The organism is Candidatus Methylomirabilota bacterium (assembly GCA_003104975.1).
Taxonomy (GTDB): domain Bacteria; phylum Methylomirabilota; class Methylomirabilia; order Methylomirabilales; family Methylomirabilaceae; genus Methylomirabilis.
This window is the reverse complement of record PQAM01000015.1, coordinates 82,881-105,810: the sequence shown is the minus strand read 5'-3', so window position 1 is coordinate 105,810 and position 22,930 is coordinate 82,881. Positions and strand designations below refer to the sequence as shown.

Annotated in this window: 20 protein-coding genes; 12 read left to right on the top strand and 8 right to left on the bottom strand. The window is 61.5% G+C overall.

The genetic code is table 11. The annotated features are described in order from the left end of the window. Positions 1–59: 59 nt before the first annotated feature. Genes C3F12_12070 through C3F12_12050 form a run of 5 tightly spaced genes read left to right on the top strand, consistent with a single transcriptional unit; the run spans position 60 to position 3,828 of the window. Complete coding sequence (locus tag C3F12_12070) at positions 60–1,439, top strand: hypothetical protein (GenBank protein PWB43967.1); 1,380 nt, start codon at positions 60–62, stop codon at positions 1,437–1,439. Position 1,440: 1 nt separating this feature from the next. Next, entirely contained in the window at positions 1,441–1,737 is a 297-nt protein-coding gene (locus C3F12_12065; protein PWB43966.1) for a hypothetical protein, read from the top strand. A 28-nt stretch (positions 1,738–1,765) separates the two neighbouring features. Beyond that, complete coding sequence (locus tag C3F12_12060; GenBank protein PWB43965.1) at positions 1,766–2,344, top strand: hypothetical protein; 579 nt, start codon at positions 1,766–1,768, stop codon at positions 2,342–2,344. Beyond that, complete coding sequence (locus C3F12_12055; protein ID PWB43964.1) at positions 2,322–3,206, top strand: hypothetical protein; 885 nt, start codon at positions 2,322–2,324, stop codon at positions 3,204–3,206. The genes C3F12_12060 and C3F12_12055 overlap by 23 nt, the downstream gene beginning before the upstream one ends. Further along, positions 3,187–3,828 (top strand): hypothetical protein, encoded by a 642-nt coding sequence (locus C3F12_12050; GenBank protein ID PWB43963.1) that lies wholly within the window; start codon positions 3,187–3,189, stop codon positions 3,826–3,828. The genes C3F12_12055 and C3F12_12050 overlap by 20 nt, the downstream gene beginning before the upstream one ends. Positions 3,829–3,925: 97 nt before the next feature. Here the strand turns inward: C3F12_12050 and C3F12_12045 are convergent, their stop codons facing one another. The 5 genes from C3F12_12045 to C3F12_12025 form a co-directional block, all read right to left on the bottom strand. Then, positions 3,926–4,225, bottom strand: coding sequence for an FhlB domain-containing protein (locus tag C3F12_12045; protein PWB44021.1), 300 nt, complete (start codon positions 4,223–4,225; stop codon positions 3,926–3,928). A gap of 130 nt (positions 4,226–4,355) precedes the next feature. Beyond that, the gene (locus C3F12_12040) at positions 4,356–5,921 is read right to left on the bottom strand and encodes a hypothetical protein (protein PWB43962.1); all 1,566 of its coding nucleotides are present in this window, start codon (positions 5,919–5,921) and stop codon (positions 4,356–4,358) included. A gap of 139 nt (positions 5,922–6,060) precedes the next feature. After that, a complete protein-coding gene (locus tag C3F12_12035; protein PWB44020.1) occupies positions 6,061–6,654 on the bottom strand; it encodes a hypothetical protein in 594 nt (197 codons plus the stop codon). A gap of 291 nt (positions 6,655–6,945) precedes the next feature. Then, positions 6,946–8,391 (bottom strand): glutamate synthase, encoded by a 1,446-nt coding sequence (gltD, locus tag C3F12_12030; protein PWB43961.1) that lies wholly within the window; start codon positions 8,389–8,391, stop codon positions 6,946–6,948. Next, the gene (locus C3F12_12025; GenBank protein ID PWB44019.1) at positions 8,384–12,955 is read right to left on the bottom strand and encodes a glutamate synthase large subunit; all 4,572 of its coding nucleotides are present in this window, start codon (positions 12,953–12,955) and stop codon (positions 8,384–8,386) included. The genes gltD and C3F12_12025 overlap by 8 nt, the downstream gene beginning before the upstream one ends. Before the next feature lie 249 nt (positions 12,956–13,204). Here C3F12_12025 and C3F12_12020 point away from each other — a divergent pair, with 249 nt between their 5' ends. Beyond that, complete coding sequence (locus C3F12_12020; protein PWB43960.1) at positions 13,205–15,757, top strand: hypothetical protein; 2,553 nt, start codon at positions 13,205–13,207, stop codon at positions 15,755–15,757. Positions 15,758–15,788: 31 nt separating this feature from the next. Further along, positions 15,789–17,198, top strand: coding sequence for a hypothetical protein (locus C3F12_12015; protein PWB43959.1), 1,410 nt, complete (start codon positions 15,789–15,791; stop codon positions 17,196–17,198). Between the two features lie 52 nt (positions 17,199–17,250). Here the strand turns inward: C3F12_12015 and pcaD are convergent, their stop codons facing one another. The 3 genes from pcaD to leuC all read right to left on the bottom strand — a co-directional run bounded on the left by pcaD (position 17,251) and on the right by leuC (position 20,158). Continuing rightward, the gene (gene pcaD, locus C3F12_12010; protein PWB43958.1) at positions 17,251–18,036 is read right to left on the bottom strand and encodes a 3-oxoadipate enol-lactonase; all 786 of its coding nucleotides are present in this window, start codon (positions 18,034–18,036) and stop codon (positions 17,251–17,253) included. 125 nt (positions 18,037–18,161) lie between these two features. Beyond that, positions 18,162–18,758, bottom strand: coding sequence for an isopropylmalate isomerase (locus C3F12_12005; protein ID PWB43957.1), 597 nt, complete (start codon positions 18,756–18,758; stop codon positions 18,162–18,164). After that, positions 18,755–20,158, bottom strand: a complete 1,404-nt coding sequence (gene leuC / locus C3F12_12000) for a 3-isopropylmalate dehydratase large subunit (GenBank protein ID PWB43956.1) — start codon at positions 20,156–20,158, stop codon at positions 18,755–18,757. Before leuC ends, C3F12_12005 begins: the two co-directional genes overlap by 4 nt. A gap of 271 nt (positions 20,159–20,429) precedes the next feature. Here leuC and C3F12_11995 point away from each other — a divergent pair, with 271 nt between their 5' ends. The 5 genes from C3F12_11995 to C3F12_11975 all read left to right on the top strand — a co-directional run bounded on the left by C3F12_11995 (position 20,430) and on the right by C3F12_11975 (position 22,853). Further along, on the top strand, positions 20,430–20,747 hold the full coding sequence (locus C3F12_11995) for a nucleotidyltransferase domain-containing protein (GenBank protein PWB43955.1): 318 nt from the start codon (positions 20,430–20,432) through the stop codon (positions 20,745–20,747). A 155-nt stretch (positions 20,748–20,902) separates the two neighbouring features. Further along, a complete protein-coding gene (locus C3F12_11990) occupies positions 20,903–21,163 on the top strand; it encodes a hypothetical protein (GenBank protein PWB43954.1) in 261 nt (86 codons plus the stop codon). Further along, positions 21,144–21,557 carry a pilus assembly protein gene (locus C3F12_11985; protein ID PWB43953.1) on the top strand — a complete coding sequence of 138 codons (414 nt, stop codon included), beginning with the start codon at positions 21,144–21,146 and terminating at the stop codon, positions 21,555–21,557. The genes C3F12_11990 and C3F12_11985 overlap by 20 nt, the downstream gene beginning before the upstream one ends. A gap of 233 nt (positions 21,558–21,790) precedes the next feature. Next, complete coding sequence (locus C3F12_11980; GenBank protein PWB43952.1) at positions 21,791–22,171, top strand: hypothetical protein; 381 nt, start codon at positions 21,791–21,793, stop codon at positions 22,169–22,171. 181 nt (positions 22,172–22,352) lie between these two features. Continuing rightward, the gene (locus C3F12_11975; GenBank protein PWB43951.1) at positions 22,353–22,853 is read left to right on the top strand and encodes a hypothetical protein; all 501 of its coding nucleotides are present in this window, start codon (positions 22,353–22,355) and stop codon (positions 22,851–22,853) included. The last annotated feature ends 77 nt before the right edge of the window (positions 22,854–22,930 follow it).

Sequence of the window (22,930 nt, the reverse complement as noted above, 5' to 3'; positions counted from 1 at the left end):
TGTAGGGGTTGAGCCTAACAGGCTACAGTCTACAGCCTAAGCTCCTGTTCTGAGGAACCATGGACATTACGCGGGACGACTGGAGAACATATCGCCGGACCAAGGATCCCGGGCTGAGGGATCGGTTGATTACGGCGTATATCGGTCTGGTGCGCCAGGTCGCCGGGCGGCTCTCGCTGCAATTGCCGTCATGCGTCGAGCTGGACGATCTGGAAAGCGCCGGCGCGGTGGGCCTGATGACCGCTGTCGAACACTATGACCCCGACCAGCCGTCGGAGTTCGCCACCTATGCCCAGCACCGGATCCGCGGCGCGATTCTCGACGATCTCAGGGCGCAGGATTTCGCGCCCCGTTCGCTCCGCGCGAAGGCGCGGGAGATCCAGCAGACACTGCTGCGGTTGGAGGCCGACCTCGGACGGGAACCGGGCGATGACGAGGTGGCCGCGGCGCTTGAGATCGATCTGGAGAGTTACTGGCGTACCCTCGGAGAGATCCGGGGGATGGTGTTGATGTCGCTCGATGAGCCGGGCGTTGAGGCCGACGGTTCGGAGAGCGATCGGCCCATGTGGGAGCTGCCGGATACCGTGTCTCGCGATCCGTCCGTTATGACGGTCCGTAGGGAGCGTGTGCAGCTTCTGGGCCGCATCATCGAGGGGCTACCGACTCAGGAGCGGATGGTGCTTACCTTGTATTACGTCGAGGAACTCACGATGAAGGAGATCGGTCGTGTGCTCGAGGTCTCGGAATCGCGGGTCTCACAGATCCATACCTCTGCCATACTCCGGATGCGGGCGCGACTGCTTCAGATCAGGATCCGCCGGGAGGACCTGATGACCGAGGAGAGCGTGACCTTTACGCTTCGTGAGCTGGTATTGGCCGTGTTCTTGAGCGCGGGTCTGCTGGTTGGAGGATGCGCATCGTCGACCCCTCCGCCCGTACCTCAGCCGGTCGTCATCCCCAGGGAGGGTCGGACTGTGGTGCTGCCGGCGTTGGTGTCCGTCGAGGATCGACCGTTGGTCGAGGAGGTGGCCAGGCTCTTCGTTCTTGAGTTGTCGCGTGCCGGGATCGACGTCCGGGGACCGGACTGGCTGCGGGAGGAGGCCCGATTGCGAGGCTGGGAGTGGCGCATCGACCACTCGGTCTCAATCGACGACCCGACACCCGACACCCGACACCCGACACCCTTCGTCCCCGCAATCGACTGGGCTGCGCTCGGGGTCCGACGGGCCATCGTCGTCGATCTGTACGGTGTTGATCAGTATTGGGACGGAACGGCCAGGGTGACGAGGGTTGGGGTTGAGGCAAGACTTGTGGCGCTGCCGGCCGGCGCGTTGCTGTGGGCCGAAAAGATCGCACCGGGAAGCGCCGGGACGGCCGGCTGGTCGTTTGAACGTGCGACCCGCATCGCGGTGCGAAGGCTAGTGGAGAGTATCCGGTGATATGGTGTCGATGATGGACGGTCTGTCTCGGGTCAACGAGTCTGTGCCGGATGTCGGCGCGCTGCAGCGCGTATCGGAGTCGCGCGGGGATGGGAAGGACACGCCGCGAGGGACGCCCCGGCGCAGGCCGAAGCGGGGTGGGTCCGGTGCGGCGACGGCATCGGGTGACCGGCCGCTGCCGCCTGGGCCGGCTGAGGGGCAGTCTGTTGATCAGGAATGCTCAGAAGCCTGCTACAGTCGGGAGCAGACCATCACCTCGATCCCGCCCAAGGGTCGGCTCATCGATATCGCAATCTGAACAGCGACCGTGATGAGAGGAGTGGCACATGAGCAATTGGATCGCGTCGATCGTAAGGGACGTTGATACCTATTTCTTTACGCTTGGAGCGCAAGAGGCCGTCGTGCTCGGCCTGCTGACCGTCGCGTTGGTGAGCCTCTGTGCGGCGTTCGTTCTGGTGAGACGACGACTGCATGGGGCAACCCTGCACGCAGAGCCAGCGAGCGTTGAGACCTGCAGAGAGGCGACGCCTGCGGCCGCCGACCTGGCGGCGGCGCAGGCAGAACTGCGAGAGCTGGTTCGGGAGTTTTCGGCGCTGGCAGCGCAGGTGCTGCGAACGGCCGACCGGTATCAGGCGCTTCCGCAGCGACCGGAGGCGGGGGGGGCGGCCCTGCAACTCCTCGACCTGGGCCTCAGCCCTGCCGAAGCGGCTCGGGCGACCGGGATGACGATGGGGGAGGTGGCGCTGCTGATGAATCTTCGGAAGGCGAGGGCGTCGATGCTCCATCTCCCGGCGATGGCCTCGGTCGGGGCGGATGGTCCGACGGAGAACATGAGCCGCGGTCACGACACGAGCGACGGCGGTTCGGCAGAGGAGAACGGGAATGGACGTCAGGTGGGCTGCTGAGCGCCATGCGGGGGCGGAAGGTCCGATCGGGAATGCCGGTAGGCCCGACCGCGTCGAGCTGGAATCAAGCAGGTCACGGTTTCCGCATCTGCTGACCGAGGCCGGCGCCCGGATGGACGAGACAGCGAATGGGCGTGACGTTGCGACGGCGACCGACGCGCGAACCATTCGCATCGTCCGTCCCGGCGATACGCTATCCCACATGGTCCAGGCAGCGTTGCGTGAGAGCGGTGCCTCGGCGGATGTCGAGATCCTCTACCGCACCGTCGGTATCGTCGCCAGGGCCAATCGGCTGACCGATCCTGATCGCATCCGTCCCGGTCAGGCCATCGATTTCTCCGCGGTACTGTCCGGCACGAGGGGGAGCCGGCGCGATATCGGGCTCCATCGTCATGCAGCGGTTGCAGAGGCGAGTATACCCCCCGCCGGCATCCTGCACGGCCTGAGGGCCTTGATGCAATCGTTCGCGGGTCGATTGAGCTCCTCATTCGGTCCTCGAATCGATCCGGTTACCGGTGTGAGGGCCTTTCATGCGGGGGTCGATATCAGAATGCCGGCCGGATCGCTGGTCTATCCGGCGGCGCCTGGCCGGGTCATCTTCAGCGGGCGAACGGTCGGTTACGGTAATCTGATTGTCCTGGCGCACACGGGAGGGTTCACGACGTCGTATGGCCACAATGCGTCCAATCTGATTCCGGTCGGGGTTGTGGTGGATCGGGAAATGCCCATTGCCGTTGTCGGCGCAACGGGGAGGGCCACCGGACCGCACCTGCACTTTGAGCTTCGCAAGAACGGCTACCCCATCGACCCGATGGTCGGAAGTCCAGAATCGGAAGACAGACGTGAGCAGCAAGATCTGTAAGGATCTGAAGGTGAGGGTCGAATGGACCGATCCTCCCGCTTCGATGACGGGGACCATCCTGCGCGCCGATTCGCAGACACTGGTTGTGTCGCTGGCGCCTGAGGGGGTTGGGGATCGGCCGGCGACATCCTTGCGTGCGGCGAAAACGGTGCGGATCTCTGCGGCGGCCGACGATGCCCTGTATTGCTTTGACTCGACGCCGCTGCAATCATCCGGCCTCTTGCTGCATCTGACGCCCCCACGGGAGATTTGCAGGGTTCAACGTCGGGAGGATGTGAGGCAACCGTGCCTGTTGGACGTCGAGTTGGTCATACCGAGAGGCGGGCAGAAAACGGCCACGTCGCGCGCGACAGCGGTCAACATCAGTCGCGGCGGGTTACTCATTGTGTTCGACGGGCGCCTCGGGACAGGGGATACGGTTCAGCTCTCGATGACGCTGCCCGGCGGCGAGCCGCCCATCCGGGCCGACGCGATGGTCGTGCGGACCGAACCGTTTTTACGTCTTGGGCAACAGCGATTGAGGGTCGCACTCCGTATTACGGGTCTGCCGAGGCCGGACGAGCGACGGCTGTCCCAGTTTATTACGCGGTGCCAGGTCAAGGCGCGCAGCGGCGTCGCGTAAGGGCGTACGGGCGCCTTCCATTGAGCGCGTGTGGCAGCTATCCGGGCGATTGAACGTCTCTGGATGGATCGCGCAACGAGGACGGTGATACGTTGGATTACCGCTTCTGCGCGTTGACTCGATACACAAAAGCCAGGATCTCGGCGACGACCGCATACAGCTCCGGCGGGATGACCTCGCCGATGTCGAGTCTGGCGAGGACTTCCACCAGATCCGGATCCTCTTTGATGTACACGCCGTGCGTCCTGGCGAGCGCGATAATCTTTTCTGCGATGTGTCCGCGGCCGGAGGCGACGACCTCGGGCGCCGCGTATTCGGCAGCGTCGTACTTCAGGGCGACGGCCCGCTGCACGTCAGGTGAAGATCGTCGGCGTCTAGCCACGGGTCGGTTCTCCATCCTTCGCAAGATCTCTGTTTGGCTCGTCATTGCGAGCGACCAACGGGAGCGCGGCAATCTCAGCGTTCTTAAGATTGCAGAGAACGGTGGGATTGCTTCGTCGCTGCACTCCTCGCAATGACACAACTCGCTACGCCTGTACGTCGATCTTGAACAGACTAGGCGAGGACTCGCCTTCGACGGGCGCATCAGCCGAGCGAGTTGTGACGCTGCGTATCGAATCTACGGTATAGCCGATTTGTTGCAGACGCCCTTCCAGCTCATGCGACGACTCCTGGAATAGGTTTGTCGCGTCCTGGCGTGAGCACTCAATCCGGCACCGCAGATGCTTCCGGTACAAATCTACATGGATATCGACTGATCCTAAGGAGCTCATCTGAAGCAGAAACGCCAGGTGCGCATTATCGGGGTTCACCCGCTTGTGGCGGTCTTGCTGCTGGTAATAGAGTCGCACCTCGGCGGTATCGGTCGCGTCCTGGCCGGCGGCGGCGATCGGCAGATGGAACAGGTAGTAACCCTGGACCTGGTTAGGCGGAGGCATGCCGGCGTTCGTGAGTTGATCCGCTTCAATCACCGAGATGAGTTCGCGGATCGTCGTCTGAAGTGCATGGAGCGTCGGCACGGCCGCATGGTGGTGCGGCAACTCGGCGGCAGCGTGAGCCAGCGTATCGTCGAGACGGGCGAGCTGCAGCCGGAAGTCGTAGGTCGCCTCTTGAGGGCGGCGTTGCGTCGGCGATGGGAGCGTATGGCGTGTATCCGCTTGTGCAAGCTCCGGATGGTCCTCTGATGCCGGCAGTGGTGTGATGATGACGGCCTCTGTCTTTGTGGCGGGTAGCTGTATGCTTGTCCAATCGGTTGATCGGTCGGGAGGAGAGACGACCGTATCGGGTTCTGTGAGCAGCCGCGCGAGACGCGCTTCTGTAGGTGTGCCGGTCTGATCCAGCACCTGGCGGATCAGCGCGGCAGATGCCTGGCCGCCGGCATGGTCCGGCATGAGCAGCGGCAGATCCTGCAAGACCTGTTGTACCAGGGCGAACAGGGGCCGCGGTAGCGCCGCGAGCGTGCTGTCTTGCGCCGTCAGCAAGATCAGCTCAACCAGTTGAGTTGCGAGTGTTTGCACACCAGCGCCAAGGCCGTTCGGCTGCCGCAGAGCGGCCTGTGCCAGTTCCAGACTCTGGGGTGTAACGGGGAGATCCCTGACCATAAGAAAGATCGCCGCATCAGCCTCCTCGGCCGTAGGGGGCCGGATGAATGAGAGCGCGTTTCGTGCGGCGAGTACGATCCTATTGGTGACCGGGAGCGCTTGGCGGATCAGTGCGCGGGCGATCAGTAGGTTGATGGGATCTGCCGCCAATCGTTGCTCGGCGAGCAGTTGAGTCACGTCTTGGTCGGTGAACGCTTGATGGGCTCGCGTCGCGCTGTCGGTCTCTAAGGCGATCTGCAGGGTCATTCGATCCGGCTGGACCTTGCGTACGACCAGGTCCAGGACCTGTCCAACCTGGACCGGTAGCGGGCTCTCGGCCGCGATTTGCTCCCCCAACAGCGCGATCAGTATCTGGCTGCCTCGTACCGCAAGTACTCGACCACGAAGCACCTGACCCGGCTCGAGTCGCGGGAGCGGGACGCTCACCTCGCGCAGAGGCGCGGTGAGGGTCTGGAAACGGGCGAGTAGAGCCGAATCGATCCTTGCTGTCACAGAGGCTTCTCCCGCGCAGGCTATTCAGTGACGTAGATATGCGGCGATACAACGCCGGTCGGCGTAGATATCGCTCTACATCTATTATCGACGAGCTGTGGACACGACTTGATAGAACCGTGGGCCGCGTGCGAATATGTTAGAGATAAATCGTTCGTCGGGCCATCCCGCGCTCCCATTTGGTGTCTGTGTTGTCATCGAAGAGGAGCGCCTCGTCGGCTGAAACGATCTCCCAGGCTCCCGCCTCGATTTCGGCCTCAAGCTGACCTGACGCCCAACCCGCATAACCCAGCGCAAAGAGACTCCGGCGTGGTCCGGTTCCATCGCCTATGGCGCGGAGAATCTCCGCCCTTACCGTTACGGCAATGCCGTTCCCTACGACCTCTGTACCCTCGGACTTATAATCGGCCGTATGTAAGACGAATCCTCGTTGTGGCTCGACCGGCCCTCCAAAGTGTACGCGGATCTCTCCTGTGACCCCGGTGCCTTCTAACCCGGCTTGTTCCAGTAGTTCGGATAACGGTGCCTTCCCCATCGGTCTATTCACGATGAGGCCCATCGCTCCCCCTGCATCATGGTGAACCACATAGACGACGGAGTGAAAGAATCGCGGGTCTCGAAGTTCATCCCTGGCGACCAGAAGCTGACCGGTGAGCGGGGCGCGCTGGGCGGCAAAGGCTACCCCTGCAGAGGTGCCTGCATACGGGACATTCGATTGTGATGTCAGCAACATCACCATGGCGACTATGCCGGCAAGTCGCCACGACAGGGAGTCGGTCTTTGCGGAGCGAGACACGTCCTTCCGTCCCTTGGGCGGTTCTGAGGTGTTAGAACTCGGTGTAGGAAAAATAACCACTGGTATCGCTCCGAGCCGCCCGGTTCTCAATCTCCAACGCCCAACATTACAAGTATAGCAAAAGTCCGGCCGTCTACCGGAGATTTCCTCCGTAGCCGGGGTTGGGCCGGGTCGAAGAAGCCCCGAGGTCCGGATGAAGAATTGTGAGGAGGAGAAGGCCGGATGAGGTTATGGGAGCGGGGCGGGCAGGGCGGAACAGCCCATGAGGTAGTGGTCGATGCCGCGGGCGGCGCTGCGGCCTTCGGCGATGGCCCAGACGATGAGCGATTGGCCGCGCTGCATGTCGCCCGCCGTGAAGACGCCCGGCACGCTGGTCATCCAGTTCTCTTCCCGCCAGACGTTTCCGCGATCGGTCAGCCTTACACCAAGATCGCTGAGCAGTCCGGTCCGCTCTGGACCCAGGAAGCCCATGGCCAGCAGGATCAGATCGGCCTCTATTTCGAACTCGGTTCCCGGAATTGGCTTGAACGCCATCCGACCGTTTTCGTTCGTCATCTCGACCCGATGGGCGTGCAGTCGCTTCACCTGGCCGGCCTCTCCCGAGAAACTCGTCGTCGAGACCGAAAACTCACGGATGCCGCCCTCTTCGTGCGCGGACGAGGTCCTGAAGACGACGGGCCACTGGGGCCAGGGATTTTCGGGCGCACGTGTGTCCGGCGGGCATGGCAGCAACTCGAATTGGCGAATGGAGAGTGCGCCCTGGCGGATGGCGGTTCCCAGGCAGTCGGCGCCGGTATCGCCGCCGCCGATGATGATGACGCGCTTGCCGCTCGCGGTGATGAACGCGTCATCGGGAATGGTATCGCCTTGGCAGCGTCGGTTCTGAAGCGTGAGGTACTCCATGGCGAAGTAGATCCCGCGCAGTTCGCGTCCCGGGATCTTCAGGTCGCGTGGTGCCGTCGCGCCCCCGGCCAGCAGGATCGCATCAAATTCACGCCGCAGCTCATCAACGGGTACGTTGACGCCGACATTCGCATTGGCCCGGAACTGGATCTCTTCCTTCTGGAGCTGGTCCAGTCTCCTCTCCAGGACCCGTTTTTCGAGTTTGAACTCCGGGATCCCGTAGCGCAGCAGGCCCCCGATCCGGTCGGCCCGCTCAAAGACCGTCACCCAGTGGCCGGCTCGGTTGAGCTGCTGAGCTGCCGCCAGCCCTGCCGGGCCTGAACCGATCACAGCGACCTTCTTGCCGGTGCGGACGGCAGGCGGCTCCGGCCGGATCCATCCAGCCTCGAAGGCGTGTTCGACGATAGCCAACTCGATGGCCTTGATCGTCACCGGATCGTTGTTAATGCCCAGGACGCACGAACCCTCGCAGGGTGCGGGACAGGCCGTCCCGGTAAACTCCGGGAAGTTGTTGGTGGCGTGCAGACGCTCGATGGCGTCCAGCCACCGGTCGCGATAGACCAGGTCGTTCCAGTCTGGGATGATGTTGCCCAGCGGACACCCCTGATGACAGAAGGGGACACCACAGTCCATGCAGCGCGCCCCCTGTCGCTTCAGGGTCTCCGCCGGCCACGGCAGCATCACCTGTTGCCAGTCACGGACCCGCTCCGAGACAGGCCGGTACGGCTGCTTTTCGCGCTTGAATTCGATGAAACCGGTCGGCTTACCCATGGGCGCCCACCATGACCGCCTGCTCCCAGGGGATCCCTTCCAGTTCAGCCCGTTTGAGCGCCTTCATCGCCCGCTTGTAGTCCTTGGGAATCACCTTAACAAATCTCGCCTCCATCGCCTGCCAGTCCTTCAGGATTCGGTCGGCCACGGTACTACCGGTATAGTGGACGTGCCGGTGCAGCAGCGACCGGATCTCTTCGATGTCCTCAGCCGCTTCCAGCGGCTCGATATCGACCATGCTGACATTGCAGCGGTTCTTAAAATCGCCGGTCTCGTCCAGCACGTACGCGACACCGCCGGACATCCCGGCCGCAAAGTTACGCCCGGTCCCGCCGATCACGACCACGCGGCCGCCGGTCATATACTCACACCCGTGGTCGCCGACCCCTTCGACCACCGCATGGGCGCCGCTGTTGCGTACCGCGAATCGCTCGCCGGCGACCCCGCGAAGATAGACCTCACCCTTCGTGGCGCCGTACAGCACCACGTTGCCGACCAGGATGTTCGCCTCGGGAACGAAGGTGGCCCGGCGAGACGGGAAGACGATAATCTTTCCGCCGGACAGCCCCTTTCCGAGATAGTCGTTGGAGTCGCCCTCCAGGGTCAACGTGATCCCTCTTGGGGCAAAGGCGCCGAAGCTCTGTCCGGCCGAGCCCGTAAAGTGGATCCGGATCGTATCATCCGGCAGTCCCTCGCCCCCATAGCGGCGGGTCAGCTCTGAACCCAGGATGGTGCCCACGGTTCGGTTGACGTTGCGAATCGGCAGGTGGAGTTCTACCGGCTCACGCCGCTCCAGCGCCGGTCGGCAGCGCGGGACGAGCGTGGTCATGTCCAGCGACTGCCCCAGCCCGTGATCCTGCTCCCGCACCTTGCGCGTGGCGACCTCAGGACCGACCTCTGGCCGGTACAGGATCGATGAGTAGTCGAGCCCTCGAGCCTTCCAGTGATCCACGGCCTTCTTCATCTCCAGTCGATCCATCCGTCCGATCATCTCGTCTAAGGTGCGGAAGCCGAGCTGTGCCATCAGCTCGCGTACCTCTCGGGCGACAAAGCGGAAGAAATTTTCGACGTGCTCGGGCTCACCGGTGAAGTTCTTCCGCAACTGGGGATCTTGAGTTGCGATCCCCGTTGGACAGGTATTCAGATGGCAGACACGCATCATGATACATCCTATCACGACCAGCGGAGCTGTCGAGAAGCCGTACTCTTCAGCGCCCAGCAGAGCAGCGATGACGACGTCGCGTCCGGTTTTCATCTGCCCATCGACCTGGACGACGATCCGGTCGCGCAGCCTGTTCATCACCAGCACCTGCTGGGTCTCGGCCAGGCCCAGTTCCCAGGGGAGCCCCGCGTGCTTGATGGAGCCGAGCGGCGACGCGCCGGTGCCACCGTCGTGACCGGAGATGAGGACGACATCGGAGAACGCCTTGGCCACGCCGGCCGCGATGGTACCGACGCCGACTTCCGCAACAAGCTTCACATGGATTCGCGCGGTTGGGTTGCTGTTCTTCAGGTCGTGGATGAGCTGTTTCAGGTCCTCGATGGAGTAGATATCGTGGTGCGGCGGCGGCGAGATCAGCCCGACACCGGGCGTTGAGTATCGCACCTTCGCAATCCAAGGATAGACCTTGGCCCCGGGAAGTTGTCCGCCCTCGCCGGGCTTGCTCCCCTGCGCCATCTTGATCTGAATGTCGGTTGCATTGACCAGATACTCGCTGGTGACGCCGAAGCGGCCGGAGGCTACCTGCTTGATAGCGCTGCGACGCCAGTCGCCGTTGGGATCAGGGATAAAGCGGGCCGGGTCCTCTCCCCCCTCGCCGGTGTTCGATCGGGCGCCCAGCCGGTTCATGGCGATGGCAATGGTCTCGTGCGCCTCCTGGCTGATGGAGCCGTACGACATGGCCCCCGTCGCGAAGCGCTTGACGATCGATTCGACCGGCTCAACCTCGTCCAGCGGAATCGGCCGATCGGCCAACTTGAGCCCGAACAGTCCGCGGAGTGTACACAAATTGTGATCGTGATTGTTGATCTGCTCCGCATACTCTTTAAAGATCGCGTACTGGCCGGTACGGGTCGAGTATTGGAGTTTGGCGATCGTCTCAGGGTTCAACAGATGGGCCTCGCCGTCCCGCCGCCACTGGTACTGCCCGCCCCACTCCAGGTCGGGGTGGCCGACAGGGCGATCGGGGAAAGCGCGGCGGTGTCGAAGGATCACCTCGTCGGCCACCACATCGATCCCGATACCGCCGATCCGGGATGCGGTCCAGGTAAAGCATCGATCCACGAACGCCTTGTCGAGACCGATCGCTTCGAAGATCTGGGCGCCGCGATACGACTGGATCGTTGAGATCCCCATCTTGGAGATGACCTTCAGGACCCCCTTGTTCAGCGCCTTGATGTAGTGCTTGACGGCCTTCTTATGGTCCAGCCCGGGGAGCAGCCCCTCGTGGATCATGTCATCGAGGGTTTCGAAGGCGAGATAGGGATTGACCGCGCCGGCGCCGTAGCCGATCAGCAGCGCCGCATGGTGGACCTCGCGCGGCTCGCCGCTCTCGATGACGAGTCCAACCCTCGTCCGCGTCCCCTCCCGGACTAGATGGTGATGGACGCCGGCGGTGGCGAGGAGGGCCGGAATCGGTGCGAGATCTTTAGAGACGCCGCGATCTGAGAGGATGAGAAAGGTATAGCCGTCGGCAATGGCCTGGCTGGCCTTTCGGCACAGCTCTTCCAGCGCCCGCTCCAGGCCGCTGCCGCCGTTAGCTACCGGGAACAGCATCGGCAGCGTGATCGACTTGAACCCCGGCAGGTCGACGTAGCGGATCCGCGCCAGTTCCTCGTTATCCAGGACCGGGGTCTTCAGCTTGATCTGCCGGCAACTCTCGGGCTCCGGCTTCAGCGGGTTCCGCTCCGGGCCGATGGTCGTGGCCATCTGGGTGACCAGTTCCTCGCGGATGGCATCGAGCGGCGGGTTGGTCACCTGCGCGAAGAGCTGCTGGAAGTAGTCATACAAGAGGCGAGGGCGGTCGGAGAGGACGGCGAGTGCCGCATCGTTTCCCATCGAGCCGACCGGCTCCTCACCCTTGAGCGCCATCGGGCTCAGCAAGAGGCGCAGGTCCTCATGGGTGTATCCAAAGAGCTGCTGTCGTTGCAGCACCGTCTCGTGATCCGGCTCGTGGACGTGCGGGGGCGCCGGAAGCGCCTCCAGCGGGACCAGGTACTGTCGCAGCCACTCCTGGTAGGGGTGTTCGGCGGCAAAGGCGTGCTTCAGCTCCGCGTCGTCGATGATCCGACCCTGGGCGGTATCCACCAGGAAGATCCGGCCGGGGTGCAGGCGCTCCTTGATCAGGACATTCTCGGGTGCGATATCCAGCACCCCGACCTCGGAGGCCATCACGACGAGGCCGTCCTTGGTAACGTAGTAGCGGGACGGACGGAGGCCGTTGCGATCCAGCACCGCCCCGATCACGGTGCCGTCGGTAAAGGCAATGGAGGCCGGTCCGTCCCACGGCTCCATCAGGCAGCCATGGTACTCGTAGAAGGCCTTACGCTCCTCGCTCATCGATTCGTGGCCGCTCCAGGCCTCCGGAATCATCATGAGGATCGCATGGGGCAGGGGCCGACCGGCCATCACCAGAAACTCCAGGACGTTGTCGAAAACCGCCGAATCGCTGCCGCCCTCCAATACGATCGGGAAGATCTTTTTCAGATCCGGCAACAGGTCGGACTCGCACAGCGCCTCGCGGGCGCGCATCCAGTTGATGTTGCCCCGCAGTGTGTTGATCTCGCCGTTGTGCGCCATGTACCGGTACGGGTGGGCCAGCGGCCACGAGGGGAAGGTGTTGGTAGAGAAGCGCTGATGGACGAGTGCCAGCGCCGATTCGACCGCCGGGTCCGTGAGGTCCGGAAACGTGGCTTCGATCTGATCCCCTATCAGCATCCCCTTGTAGACCAGCGTATTGGAGGAGAGGCTCGGGATATAGAAGAGCCTTCGCTGCGGCAGGGTCGAGCCGTACACGATATGCTCGACCTGTTTCCGAATCACATACAGCGTCCGTTCGAACGCCCGGTCGTCTTGGATAGCCGGGTTGCGGCCGATAAAGATCTGCTTGAAGGTCGGCTTGGCGGCCTTGGCGCTGGGGCCGATCGGCATATCATCGGTCGGGACGTCCCGCCATCCCAGGAGCGTCTGTCCCTCATCCAGGATGATCTCCTCGAAGGCGGCCTGGCATTTGGCGGCCTGTGACGGATCGGTCGGCAGGAAGACCAATCCGGCACCGTAGTGCCGCGGGGCGGGCAGGGCCATGCCGATCCTGGCACACTCGCGGGCGAGAAAGGCGTGGGGCATCTGAATGAGGATGCCGGCGCCATCACCCGTGTTCGGCTCTGAGCCGGACGCGCCGCGGTGCAGGAGATTCTTCAGGACCGTTAATGTCTGCCGGATAATGGCGTGGGATTTGCGTCCCTTGATGTCCACCACAAAGCCGACACCGCAGGCATCATGCTCATAGGTCGGGTCGTACAGGCCCTGTTGGGGCGGGATACCGTATGGGGCTACAGACACCACATCTGTCTGGTCAGTCACGCAATTCTCCTTCTATCTTCCGGTACTCGATCAATGACCAATTGTCATCAATATAGCCGAAACTGCATGGTAAGTCACGTGAATTACAGCCATGCTGGGCAGTAGGACATGTACTCCTTCGCGGGTCCTTCCTGAGGATGAGAGTCAGACTGGCGGCGGAGATCCTCATACAGATGTAGCATAGTTTGATAGCGTTCTTCGATCCCGCTGTCAAGTGGAAAGTCTCACATCATGGTAGATCAAGAAAAAACGATCCATGCGGGCCGGCGAGAGCCCATCTTGCATCTCCGGGTGATGGGCGTTAGGGTTATAATAGATGCGATGAGTACGAAATGGCTTACAGCTGCGAGCAGCGGCATGAAAGCGGTGATTGCTCGGTTCACTATTGCCTTGCAACATCGGCGGGAGTGGGCCCACGAGCTCAAGAAGGCGGTCCAACCGGCTGCTCCGTTTCTGTCGGCCCTTTTGCTTCTGGCCGTTCCCATCCTGTCTGGTGGGTTGCTGGCCCTCTACCTGAACGGCTTCTTCACATGGCCGGACTTTTCGCGGATACAGGATCGCCGCGCAACAAGCATGGTGTATGCCGAGGACGGCGAGTTGCTGCGAGAGTACTGCACCTACTGCCGGGAGATCGCAACGCTGGACGAGATGGGATACGTCCCGAAGTTGGCGGTTCTGGTAGAGGATAGGTCGTTTGAGAAACGGCTGGGGCCGGTCAGCGGTTGGGGTATTCTGCGGGCGTTGTGGCAGGATCTAAAGACGCTTAGTTTCCAGCAGGGGGGATCAACGATCACTCAACAGGTCGCCCGCATCCTGTTTGCGGAAGAAGAGCTTCGTCGTGAGCAGGAGAGCGGGACCCTGAGTGCCAAATTATGGCGGAAGGGGAGAGAGCTCTGGTTTGCGATGCTGCTTGAAGGGCACGTGGATAGACGTACAATCCTCGAGTTATACCTCAATAATGTCTTTTGCGGACATGGGCGGTATGGGGTCAAGGCCTGCAGCCAGTATTATTTCCGCAAGGAGCCGGCCGAGTTATCGATTCCGGAGGCCGCGATGCTGATCGGGACATGGCGGACCCCGCAGGCCTCCCCATTCATCAATCCGGAAGAGGCGTTGAGGCTTCGTGGTCGGGTGCTGGACCAACTTGCGGGTGAACATCTTATCACTAAGGCGCAGGCAGCGGAGTGGCAAGCGCTTCCGCTTCCGCAGCGACACGAATACGACCAATGCCGGGCGCTCCACGCCGCCGAGTTCGTACGGCGACGGATCGTTCAGACGGCACGGCTGGTCGATCAGGGATTGAAGGTCCATACCAGCATTAACTGTAGCTGGCAGCGTGCAGCCGCCGACGCCCTTCGTGAGTCGATGGGGACGATGAAGGCCCGAAACCCCGCATTGACCGATTTATGGGGGGTGGCGGTTCTCATCGATGCGAGAACGGGGGCCATCAAGGTGTTTACGCAGGAGCCGACATTCCCGGCGAATGAATATCTGCTGAATCAGATGAGGCGTCACTGCGGATCGTCCTGCAAACCGTTTTTCTATGCGACCTGGATCCTGAAGGGCGGGAGGTTGTCGTGTCAGGACCAGGGCTCGGGACCCTGCCAACTGGACGATTCCTACGAGACTGCAGACGGGAAGTCGGCGCTCTCTCTCGCAATGGGTCGGGGCAGGGGAAGGCACCGTATTCAGAATTTTCCGTATGAATCGCTGGCGCGATATACCGGTATCAGCGAGCCGATTCGTTGCCTGGCCGAATCGCGAAATGCCTGCACCATGAGCGCAATTCGGGACGTTCGAAGCGCTGTCCGAGGTTCCCGGGTACCAAGACTCGTCTATAAAGAGGAGATCCTTGCGCTGATGGCCCGACTCGGCATCCAATTGCCGACGATGGATCCGGAGCGCGCCCGGCGAGAGGGGATCGCGCTGATTGCGTCGGAGGTCGCTCAGCGGTTCGGGCTGCCGGAGCACGTCATCGATCCGGGACTGACGGTTGCCATCGGCTCGATCGACGTTTCGCCCCTCGATATGGCCGTCGCCATGGCCGGACTCATGGGCAGCCGCGTGGAACCGTACGCCATCGAGGAGATCGAGGGGCCGTCCGGTGACGTAGTGTACGATACTACGCCGAAAGCGCCCGAGAATGCCTTTCAGAAAATTGTCGAAGAAAAACTGGCGGTGAAACTTCAATTGGAAAAGGTCCGGAACGGTGTCAGTGGCGAGTTAACCGTCGAGGAGAAAACAACGATCGAGGCTGATGCCAAACAGGAAGCCGAGAGGCTGGCCTTGGCCATCATTCGAGGGCTTCGTGCGCCCATCGAGCTTGCGCACGGCACCGGGAAGCTGGTGACGACGGGAGATCCGAGCCGCGGCATCCCCAGGCTGGACTTCCCGGTGATGGGCAAGACCGGGACGGCCACCAACGAGGCAGGGGAAACTACCGATAACTGGTTCTACGGCTGTTCGCCATCCTACTGTATGGCGGTATGGATCGGGCGGGAGAAAAAACTGCCCATGGAAACAGTCGTCGAGACGCCGAGCGGTCGGACGCTCAGAGTGCAGGAGACCGGAGGCCGCAACGCGCTCCCCGTATTTATCAAGACGATGCGGGCGGTCTATGCACATCGCCCCACAGAGCAGTTCCCCGAGGCGACGGATCCAAAAAAACCCTTCGTCTTCCCACTCCCGCTCTCCGGCTCTCCACTTACGATGCCGGAGGGAGAGACGGGCGTGCCGCACATTCAAGAAGACGAGACTGCCGAGGACGATCGAAATGGCTTCTAACAGATTGCATCGTGTGTCGCGGGGTAGTGGGATGGGGAAGTGCGAAGAAAGTCTCTCGCTCCAATTTGGGGAAGAGGACAACGGTGAGGATGGCCTCATCGGGTATGTTGGAGTCATTGTGGTGTGTATGGTTATCGTCCTCATCGGGTTGCTCGCACCCGGCGATCACGCGGCGGCCGAGCCGATGCTCCTGGAAAAGATCAGAGAGGCGCGAAATCGAGTGGATGGGCTGGAGTTAACCCATCAACTTACCACGGTCCAAGAGGTTGTGCCCGCGACAAGGCGACCGAAGAGATCGGGACGACAACCCGCCGTTCGGTATGCCGGATATCAAATGCTCAGGCGGGATGTGGCGCTTGTCGGGTTAAATCTCAACACCGGGGAGTTGAGGGATTTCATATTTGAGGAAACGGTACCGTTAGACCATAAGAAGCGTCTCCAGGCCAGGCCTCCGCAGGTCATCGCCCGCGACGACGCCTGCGAATTGATCTGGCGCGGCGGCAGCCGCTGGGGCTTTAACAGGGATCTGTTGCTCAACTGCAATGGTGAAGAGTTTGTCATTGTCAATCTGACGATGTGGACATCGCGTACGCTGCGTACGGTACTGACCGATCAAAAAACCGGCAAACGGAGATGCCGCCAGGGGTCGGCCGAATGGCAGATCAGCTCTTATGTCCCCTATTCTCCAGAACTGCACACACCGGCGGTGATAGAAGAGGGTTACAGGTATTTGGAGGGAGCCATCTTGCAAGCGCTTCAAGAGTTGGACGATCTCAACGTCACATCCAGGGCGTTTCCGGGGCAGAACTTGAGTGAAATAGCCCCAGTTGAGTTCATCCATGCGCTTCTCGTCAATGAGCATATGGATCCGGGCGAATTCAAGAAAAACGAGAGCAATGGGATGCTCTCTCGGCTTATCGAAAAATATTGGGTAGAGATCGCCGTCAACCGGGACTCGGCGTTCAGGATGAGCGTGTCTCCTGCCGGAGCAGTGGGCATCAGCCAGTTTATCTGCCCTACCTACGCCCGGATTCTTGACGAATTTCCCGAGGTCAAGCTTGACCCGGTGTTTGTGCGCGGCATGCAAGACCATGTCAACGCTGTCAAGGCCTCAATAACCCTTTTTGACTCTGACATGTCGCCCTGGTGGACTCCAACGACCAGAAAGATCTGTGCCGCTTCGGCTGAAGCACTCGAAGACTGCTGGGCCGCTTCCTATAACGGTGGCCCAAACCGATTAAACAGGGTGATTGCGAGGCGCGGCAAGGACTGGATCAAGAAAGAATCCAGGGTTGGGAATCCGCGCCGCAACCGTGCTTCCCGACTCAAAGAAGAAACCTACACCTATCTCGCCAAGCTTGGCAGCATACGAGCGTATCTCTCGGCGCTCGATATGAACAAGCATCCGGCTTCCGGCGAGCCTTCGAATGCGAATGAATGAGGCGCTCATGATCTTAGCGGTCTCCTCCGGAGAGGGTGGAAACCCCTCGCCTTCAGGCAACCTTGTTGAGGAACGTCAGTAGGGCGCAGTTGAACGCCTCCGACTGCTCCAGATTGCACAGGTGCGATGCCGAAGGGAGGATGGCCAACTCGCACGAGGGGATGGCCGCGTGAATTTCCTGTGCCATGGCGACGGGAGTGCCAGGATCCTGCTCGCCAGAAATAACAAGGGCTGGGCACCGAACCTCGCTGAGTCGATCGGTGACGTCGATGGTGGGAATCGCGTAGCAGCAGCCGATATAGCCTTGGGGCGGCGTACCCCGGATCATGGTACGCACCCCATCCATCACATCCTGATGATGCTCTCGAAACGGGGCCGTAAACCACCGTTCCAGTGCCGCCTCGACCATCGGTTTCATCCCGTTCGTTTCCACCGTGCGGATACGTTCCGTCCAGGCCGACCGGGCGGTCTCCGGATAGCGGCTGGTGGTGGAGCAGAGGACCAGGCTGCGAACCATCGACGGATATTTCAGTGCGAAGATTTGACCGATCATGCCGCCCATGGAGATCCCTACGAAGTGCGTTGCCGTAACGCCAAACTCGGTGAGTAGTCCGTGTAGATCATCGGCCATCTGTTCCAGGCTATACGGACCAGCGGGGGCGCTGGTTCCGCCATGCCCTCGGATGTCGTATCTGAGGACCCGAAAGTGTGCGCTGAGGACCTGAGCCTGCGCCTCCCAGAGGGTAAGATTGCATCCGAGGGCATGGCTCATCGTCACCACCGGACCCTCCCCCTCGATGATGTAATTGATATCGATGCCGTTGGCTGTGAGCTTCATCCTGTCTCCTGTTCACCCTCCCCTTCATTCCCTCCCATCAAGGGAGGGGAGATTTTTTTAAAGTCCCCTCTCCCCTTGCGGGAGAGGGATAGGGTGAGGGGTCTGTGTATCGACTTTATGCGCTCTCAGTAGCCGGTGACGTAGGGAAGAGATCGGGCGATCCGATCGATGGCCTCTTCCGCCTCCAACAGAACACCCGTCGCGTTCCAGGTTCCCGTGAGGAGCTGATTGCGGGGACCATCCGGGATCATGGCCGGGACGCCCCGATCCTCAAAGCGCACCAGCCGTTCTTCCAGGTCGAGTAGGACCTCCTGCGCAGGACACGTTGCGACGGCCTCTTTCAGTCCGGCGATGTGCTCTCTGTCCAGTGTCAGGCAGGCCAGCCCGATGGCCGTACAATTGCCGAAGAAGATCTCGGCGAACGACTCACCCACGATGCCCCGAATGCCCCAACGCCTGAGCGCCTCCGGCGCATGCTCTCGTGATGAGCCGCAGCCGAAGTTCTGGCCGACAATCAGGATTGTTGCGCCGCGGCAGCGATCCCGGTTGAACGGGTGATCCGGTATTTGGCGGCGGTCGTCTTCAAAGGCATGCGCTTCGAGTCCCTCAAAGGTGACGCATTTCAAAAAGCGGGCGGGAATAATCCGGTCGGTATCGATATCATTACCGGACAGCACAATTGCGCGGCCTGCGATCCGACGTCGAATGTCGTCCTGTCTCACGACAGCATCTCCCGGACGTCGACAATCTGCCCTCGGATGGCCGCGGCTGCCACCATGGCCGGGCTCATCAGGAGGGTGCGACCCGTCGGGCTTCCCATGCGTCCCTTGAAGTTCCGGTTACTGGACGCGGCACAGAGCTCCCGGCCGGTCAGCTTATCCTCATTCATCCCAAGGCAGAGCGAACAGCCGGCCTTCCGCCACGCGAACCCGGCAGCGAGAAAGATCTCGTGCAGCCCCTCGGCTTCAGCCGCCTGAGCCACCGCCTGAGACCCGGGCACGACGAGGGCTCGGATCCCCGTTGCCACCCTGCGCCCCCGGACCACCTCGGCCGCCACGCGCAGGTCGGAAAGGCGGCCGTTCGTGCAGGAGCCGATAAAGGCGACATCGATGGGAGTCCCCGCGATCGGCCGGCCCGGTGTGAGCGCCATGAAGGCCAGCGCCTCACTGGAGGCGGCTCGGTCTCCATCAGGCGCGTCGTTCGGATGGGGGATCGGTTCGGTTACCCCGATTGATTGTCCGGGATTGATCCCCCAGGTGAGCATAGGTTCCATCGAGGCGGCACCCAGGCGGACGACGTCATCGAAGGCGGCATCGGGATCGGTTGCCATATCCTTCCACCAGGCGACAGCCCGGTCAAACGCCCCGCCCTGCGGAGCGAACGGCCGCCCCTTCAGGTATGCGAAGGTCGTCGCATCGGGGTTCACGTAGCCGACGCGCGCCCCGCCCTCGATGCTCATATTACAGATGGTCAGGCGTTCCTCCATTGACATCGCCTCAATAGCGGATCCGGCATACTCATAGGCGTATCCCACCCCCCCATTCACACCCAGCCTCCGGATGATGCTGAGAATCACATCCTTGGCATAGACGCCCGGGGCTAGCTTCCCCTCTACGCGAATCTGACGGAGCTTTGGCTTGGCCATGGCGAGACACTGTGTGGCCAGGATGTCCCGCACCTGGCTGGTGCCGATACCGAAGGCGAGGGCACCCATGGCGCCGTGGGTGGAGGTGTGGCTGTCGCCGCAGGCGATCGTCATACCCGGCTGGGTGAGCCCCAGCTCAGGTCCCACGACATGGACGATCCCCTGACGCCCGCTGTCCAGGTCGAAGAACGGAACGCCGAACTCCTTGCAGTTTCCCGTCAAGTGGACCGCCATCACCTCGGCCATGGTGTCGGCAAAGGGTCTGGTCTGCGAGGCAGTAGGGACGATATGGTCGATGGTCGCGAAGGTTCGATCCGGATAGCGGACCGTGAGCCCCGCCTCCCGCAGCATCTGAAACGCCTGCGGGCTGGTTACTTCGTGGATCAGGTGCAGGCCGATGAAAAGCTGCGTTTGTCCCGTAGGCAGCGTCCGGACCGTATGCGCCCGCCAGACCTTGTCAAGTAGTGTCTCCGCCATAACGATCGTATTGTGCCAGATGAATCCGTTGCGCGCAAGTAGTGTGGGAATGAGACGAGACCGGCACCATCGCAGATATCCTCTCTGTGGGCCGACCGGCCAGATCGTTGACAATGCATTAGAAAGGCGAGACAATCACCGGCGTCCGAAAAAATGTTTTGAGTGCGCCGTAGACGGGGTTGAGAAACGAAACCCCGCTTAACCTGATACGTATAATACACTTTGCTGTATCGAGCACAGTTCTGGATGGTGAGGAGCAAGGAGGTAGCGTATGACGGCGGATGCGGCGATTCAGACGATGGTTGACCGGATCGTGCAGCGAGTTCATCCAGTGCGCGTCATTCTCTTTGGCTCGCATGCTCGAGGATCAGCCGTTCCGGAGAGCGATGTCGATCTGCTCGTCGTCCTGCGAGAAGTAGTGGACAAGCGGCGCACAACGGTGGAGATACGCCGTGCTCTCGGCGACCTTCCGGTCAGCAAGGACATCATTGTGACGACGCCAGAGGAAATCGCTCGTCGCGGCGATCTCGCCGGCAGCGTGCTGCGGCCCGCGTTACGCGATGGCAAGGTCGTTTATGAGCAGCAGTGAGCTGCTCGACGAGGTGCGCCGCTGGCTGCGTTTTACCTGGGGGGCTTTCGGATCTGCTGTAAAGCGGAAAACTCCAAAGAAGGTAATCTTGACAGATATATGGAAAGCTGTAAAAATATATTTGTGACATTCCATACGCGAGAAAGGGGAAAGCCATGAAAACTACCGTCGAGATTTCTGATGAGCTCTACCGGCACGCTAAAGCCGAGGCGGCCTTGCGCGGCCGCAAGCTCAGAGAGCTGGTGGAGGAGGGTTTGCGTTTGGTGATCCAAAGCCCACGCGATCGGGCCACCCGGCCCACGCTACAGGAGCTTACGCAGAAAGCCTGCGGAGTGGTAGATTCCGGCATTCCGGACCTCGCCTCCAACCCAAAACATCTCGCAGATTTTGGCCGCCATGCGCGCCGCCATCGCTGATACCGGCCCGATTGTGGCGTTACTCGACCGAGCCGAGCGGTATCATGCTTGGGTGGTGGAACGCCTGGCTGAACTGGAGGCGCCACTGTTGGTGTGCGAACCCGTGCTGGCGGAAGCAATGTTTCTGCTCGCCCGGTTACCGAAAGCACAGGATGCCGTGTGGGACATGCTGGAGAGTGGCGCGGTTCGAATCGCCTTGCACATTGAAGACGAGATTGGCGCGTTGCGGGCGCTTCACCGCAAGTATCGAGATCGGCCAATCTCTCTCGCTGATGCATGTATCGTGCGCATGGCCGAACTGCATAAAAACCACGCAGTGTTTACGCTGGACTCCGATTTTTCGGTCTATCGTAAACACGGACGCGAAGCACTTACGCTGATTTATCCGTCTTAAGGGGTACGTTGCGGTTGATTGAATGAAGGAGTAACATTCGGCTTCACCGGGTGCAATGCGAAAGCTGCGCCGTGGGCTGGACGGCGGAATGGTTCGGCGTTACATTATAACATCTACAGAATAGAGCGGCTGATCTCGGCCGATGGTGCTCAATGGCCGGGCGCGATCATCGAACGAGTTGCGATGGCGCGGGGTGTCGGGAATCACACAACCCACTGACGAGGAGGATAGCCGTGAAACACAGTACGCTTAAGTTAGGTTCCGTAGTGTCGCTACTGGCGTTGTCCGCCGGGTTGGCATTTGCGGCCGAAGAACAGCCGACTCAGACTGAGGGAGGCCCCGGAACCGCCAAGACGGTTCGGCAACAAGAGCGGATGTACGGCAGCCAATTGATGACGCGGGAAGAACGGATGGAGTATCGCAACAAGATGCGCGCAGCCAAGACTGCTGAGGAGCGGGAGCAGATCCGCAAGGAACATCATGAGCAGATGAAGGCGCGCGCCAAGGAGCGCGGCATGACGCTGCCGGATGAGCCGCCTGCGATGGGGAAAGGGAAGGGGCCCGGCGGTGGGATGGGGCCGGGTGGCGGTATGGGTTCCGGTCCGCGTCGCTGACCGACGCGTTGCCCGACGCCGCAGTCAATCGAATAATCGTGAGCGAGACGATATCTTCGGAGAGCGCCCTTTCGCGGTCGGTGGCGACCCTCGTCATGGGTGGCCTGTAACCTATTGAGAGAGAATAGGTCGCCAGAATTGGAGATGCCAACGGCACATCTGAATGATACGGACACAGTGTATGAGCTTTCAGCCCAACTCCCGCGCTGCCGCCAGAGCTATCTCGGATATCGCCGATTTGCTCTCCCTGCGGACCGACGTCTGCCCTGACTACTCTGCTGCCCTCAGTATCGCTTCAGAGTGGCACAGACTGGGCTTCCGCGCCGACCACGACCTCCCCGAGTGGCTTGCTGCCGGGTGGGTGAATCCGACCGTTGCCCACGCTGCCATGACCGCAGGGCTCACGCCACAACAGGCCGCGACAGCAGCGGAGTCAGCGCTGGCCGATGACTACCTTGCCTGGTGGGAGCGTGACGATAACCCCCACGCCCTGCACATCGCCGGTGAGATGGGTGAGGCGTGGGAGATCTACATCGACGACGAATATCCCTGTCTGGCACGCCATACCCGCTACGCATTCTACGACCGCACTATCTTTGCCGTCAGGGCCGCCTGCAGCGGCCTGCTGGCCGTAAATTTCCGTGCATACGCCTTACGCCCGGCGCATACGCGCATACCCTAGCCCGATTCTCGCGAGCCCTTCCGGAGCCTCCTTGACAGGTATCGGGGTGCTTCCTATAATCGGACGCATCTAACAAC

Coding starts and splice junctions, on each gene's coding strand:
- C3F12_12065 (PWB43966.1), top strand. CDS start 1,441: ATGGTGTCGATGATGGACGGTCTGTCTCGGGTCAACGAGTCTGTGCCG.
- C3F12_12020 (PWB43960.1), top strand. CDS start 13,205: ATGGTAGATCAAGAAAAAACGATCCATGCGGGCCGGCGAGAGCCCATC.
- leuC (PWB43956.1), bottom strand. CDS start 20,158: ATGGCGGAGACACTACTTGACAAGGTCTGGCGGGCGCATACGGTCCGG.
- C3F12_11990 (PWB43954.1), top strand. CDS start 20,903: ATGAAAACTACCGTCGAGATTTCTGATGAGCTCTACCGGCACGCTAAA.
- C3F12_11995 (PWB43955.1), top strand. CDS start 20,430: ATGACGGCGGATGCGGCGATTCAGACGATGGTTGACCGGATCGTGCAG.
- C3F12_12070 (PWB43967.1), top strand. CDS start 60: ATGGACATTACGCGGGACGACTGGAGAACATATCGCCGGACCAAGGAT.
- gltD (PWB43961.1), bottom strand. CDS start 8,391: ATGGGTAAGCCGACCGGTTTCATCGAATTCAAGCGCGAAAAGCAGCCG.
- pcaD (PWB43958.1), bottom strand. CDS start 18,036: ATGAAGCTCACAGCCAACGGCATCGATATCAATTACATCATCGAGGGG.
- C3F12_12055 (PWB43964.1), top strand. CDS start 2,322: ATGGACGTCAGGTGGGCTGCTGAGCGCCATGCGGGGGCGGAAGGTCCG.
- C3F12_12045 (PWB44021.1), bottom strand. CDS start 4,225: ATGGAGAACCGACCCGTGGCTAGACGCCGACGATCTTCACCTGACGTG.
- C3F12_12035 (PWB44020.1), bottom strand. CDS start 6,654: ATGTTGCTGACATCACAATCGAATGTCCCGTATGCAGGCACCTCTGCA.
- C3F12_11975 (PWB43951.1), top strand. CDS start 22,353: ATGAGCTTTCAGCCCAACTCCCGCGCTGCCGCCAGAGCTATCTCGGAT.
- C3F12_11985 (PWB43953.1), top strand. CDS start 21,144: ATGCGCGCCGCCATCGCTGATACCGGCCCGATTGTGGCGTTACTCGAC.
- C3F12_12015 (PWB43959.1), top strand. CDS start 15,789: ATGGGGAAGTGCGAAGAAAGTCTCTCGCTCCAATTTGGGGAAGAGGAC.
- C3F12_12060 (PWB43965.1), top strand. CDS start 1,766: ATGAGCAATTGGATCGCGTCGATCGTAAGGGACGTTGATACCTATTTC.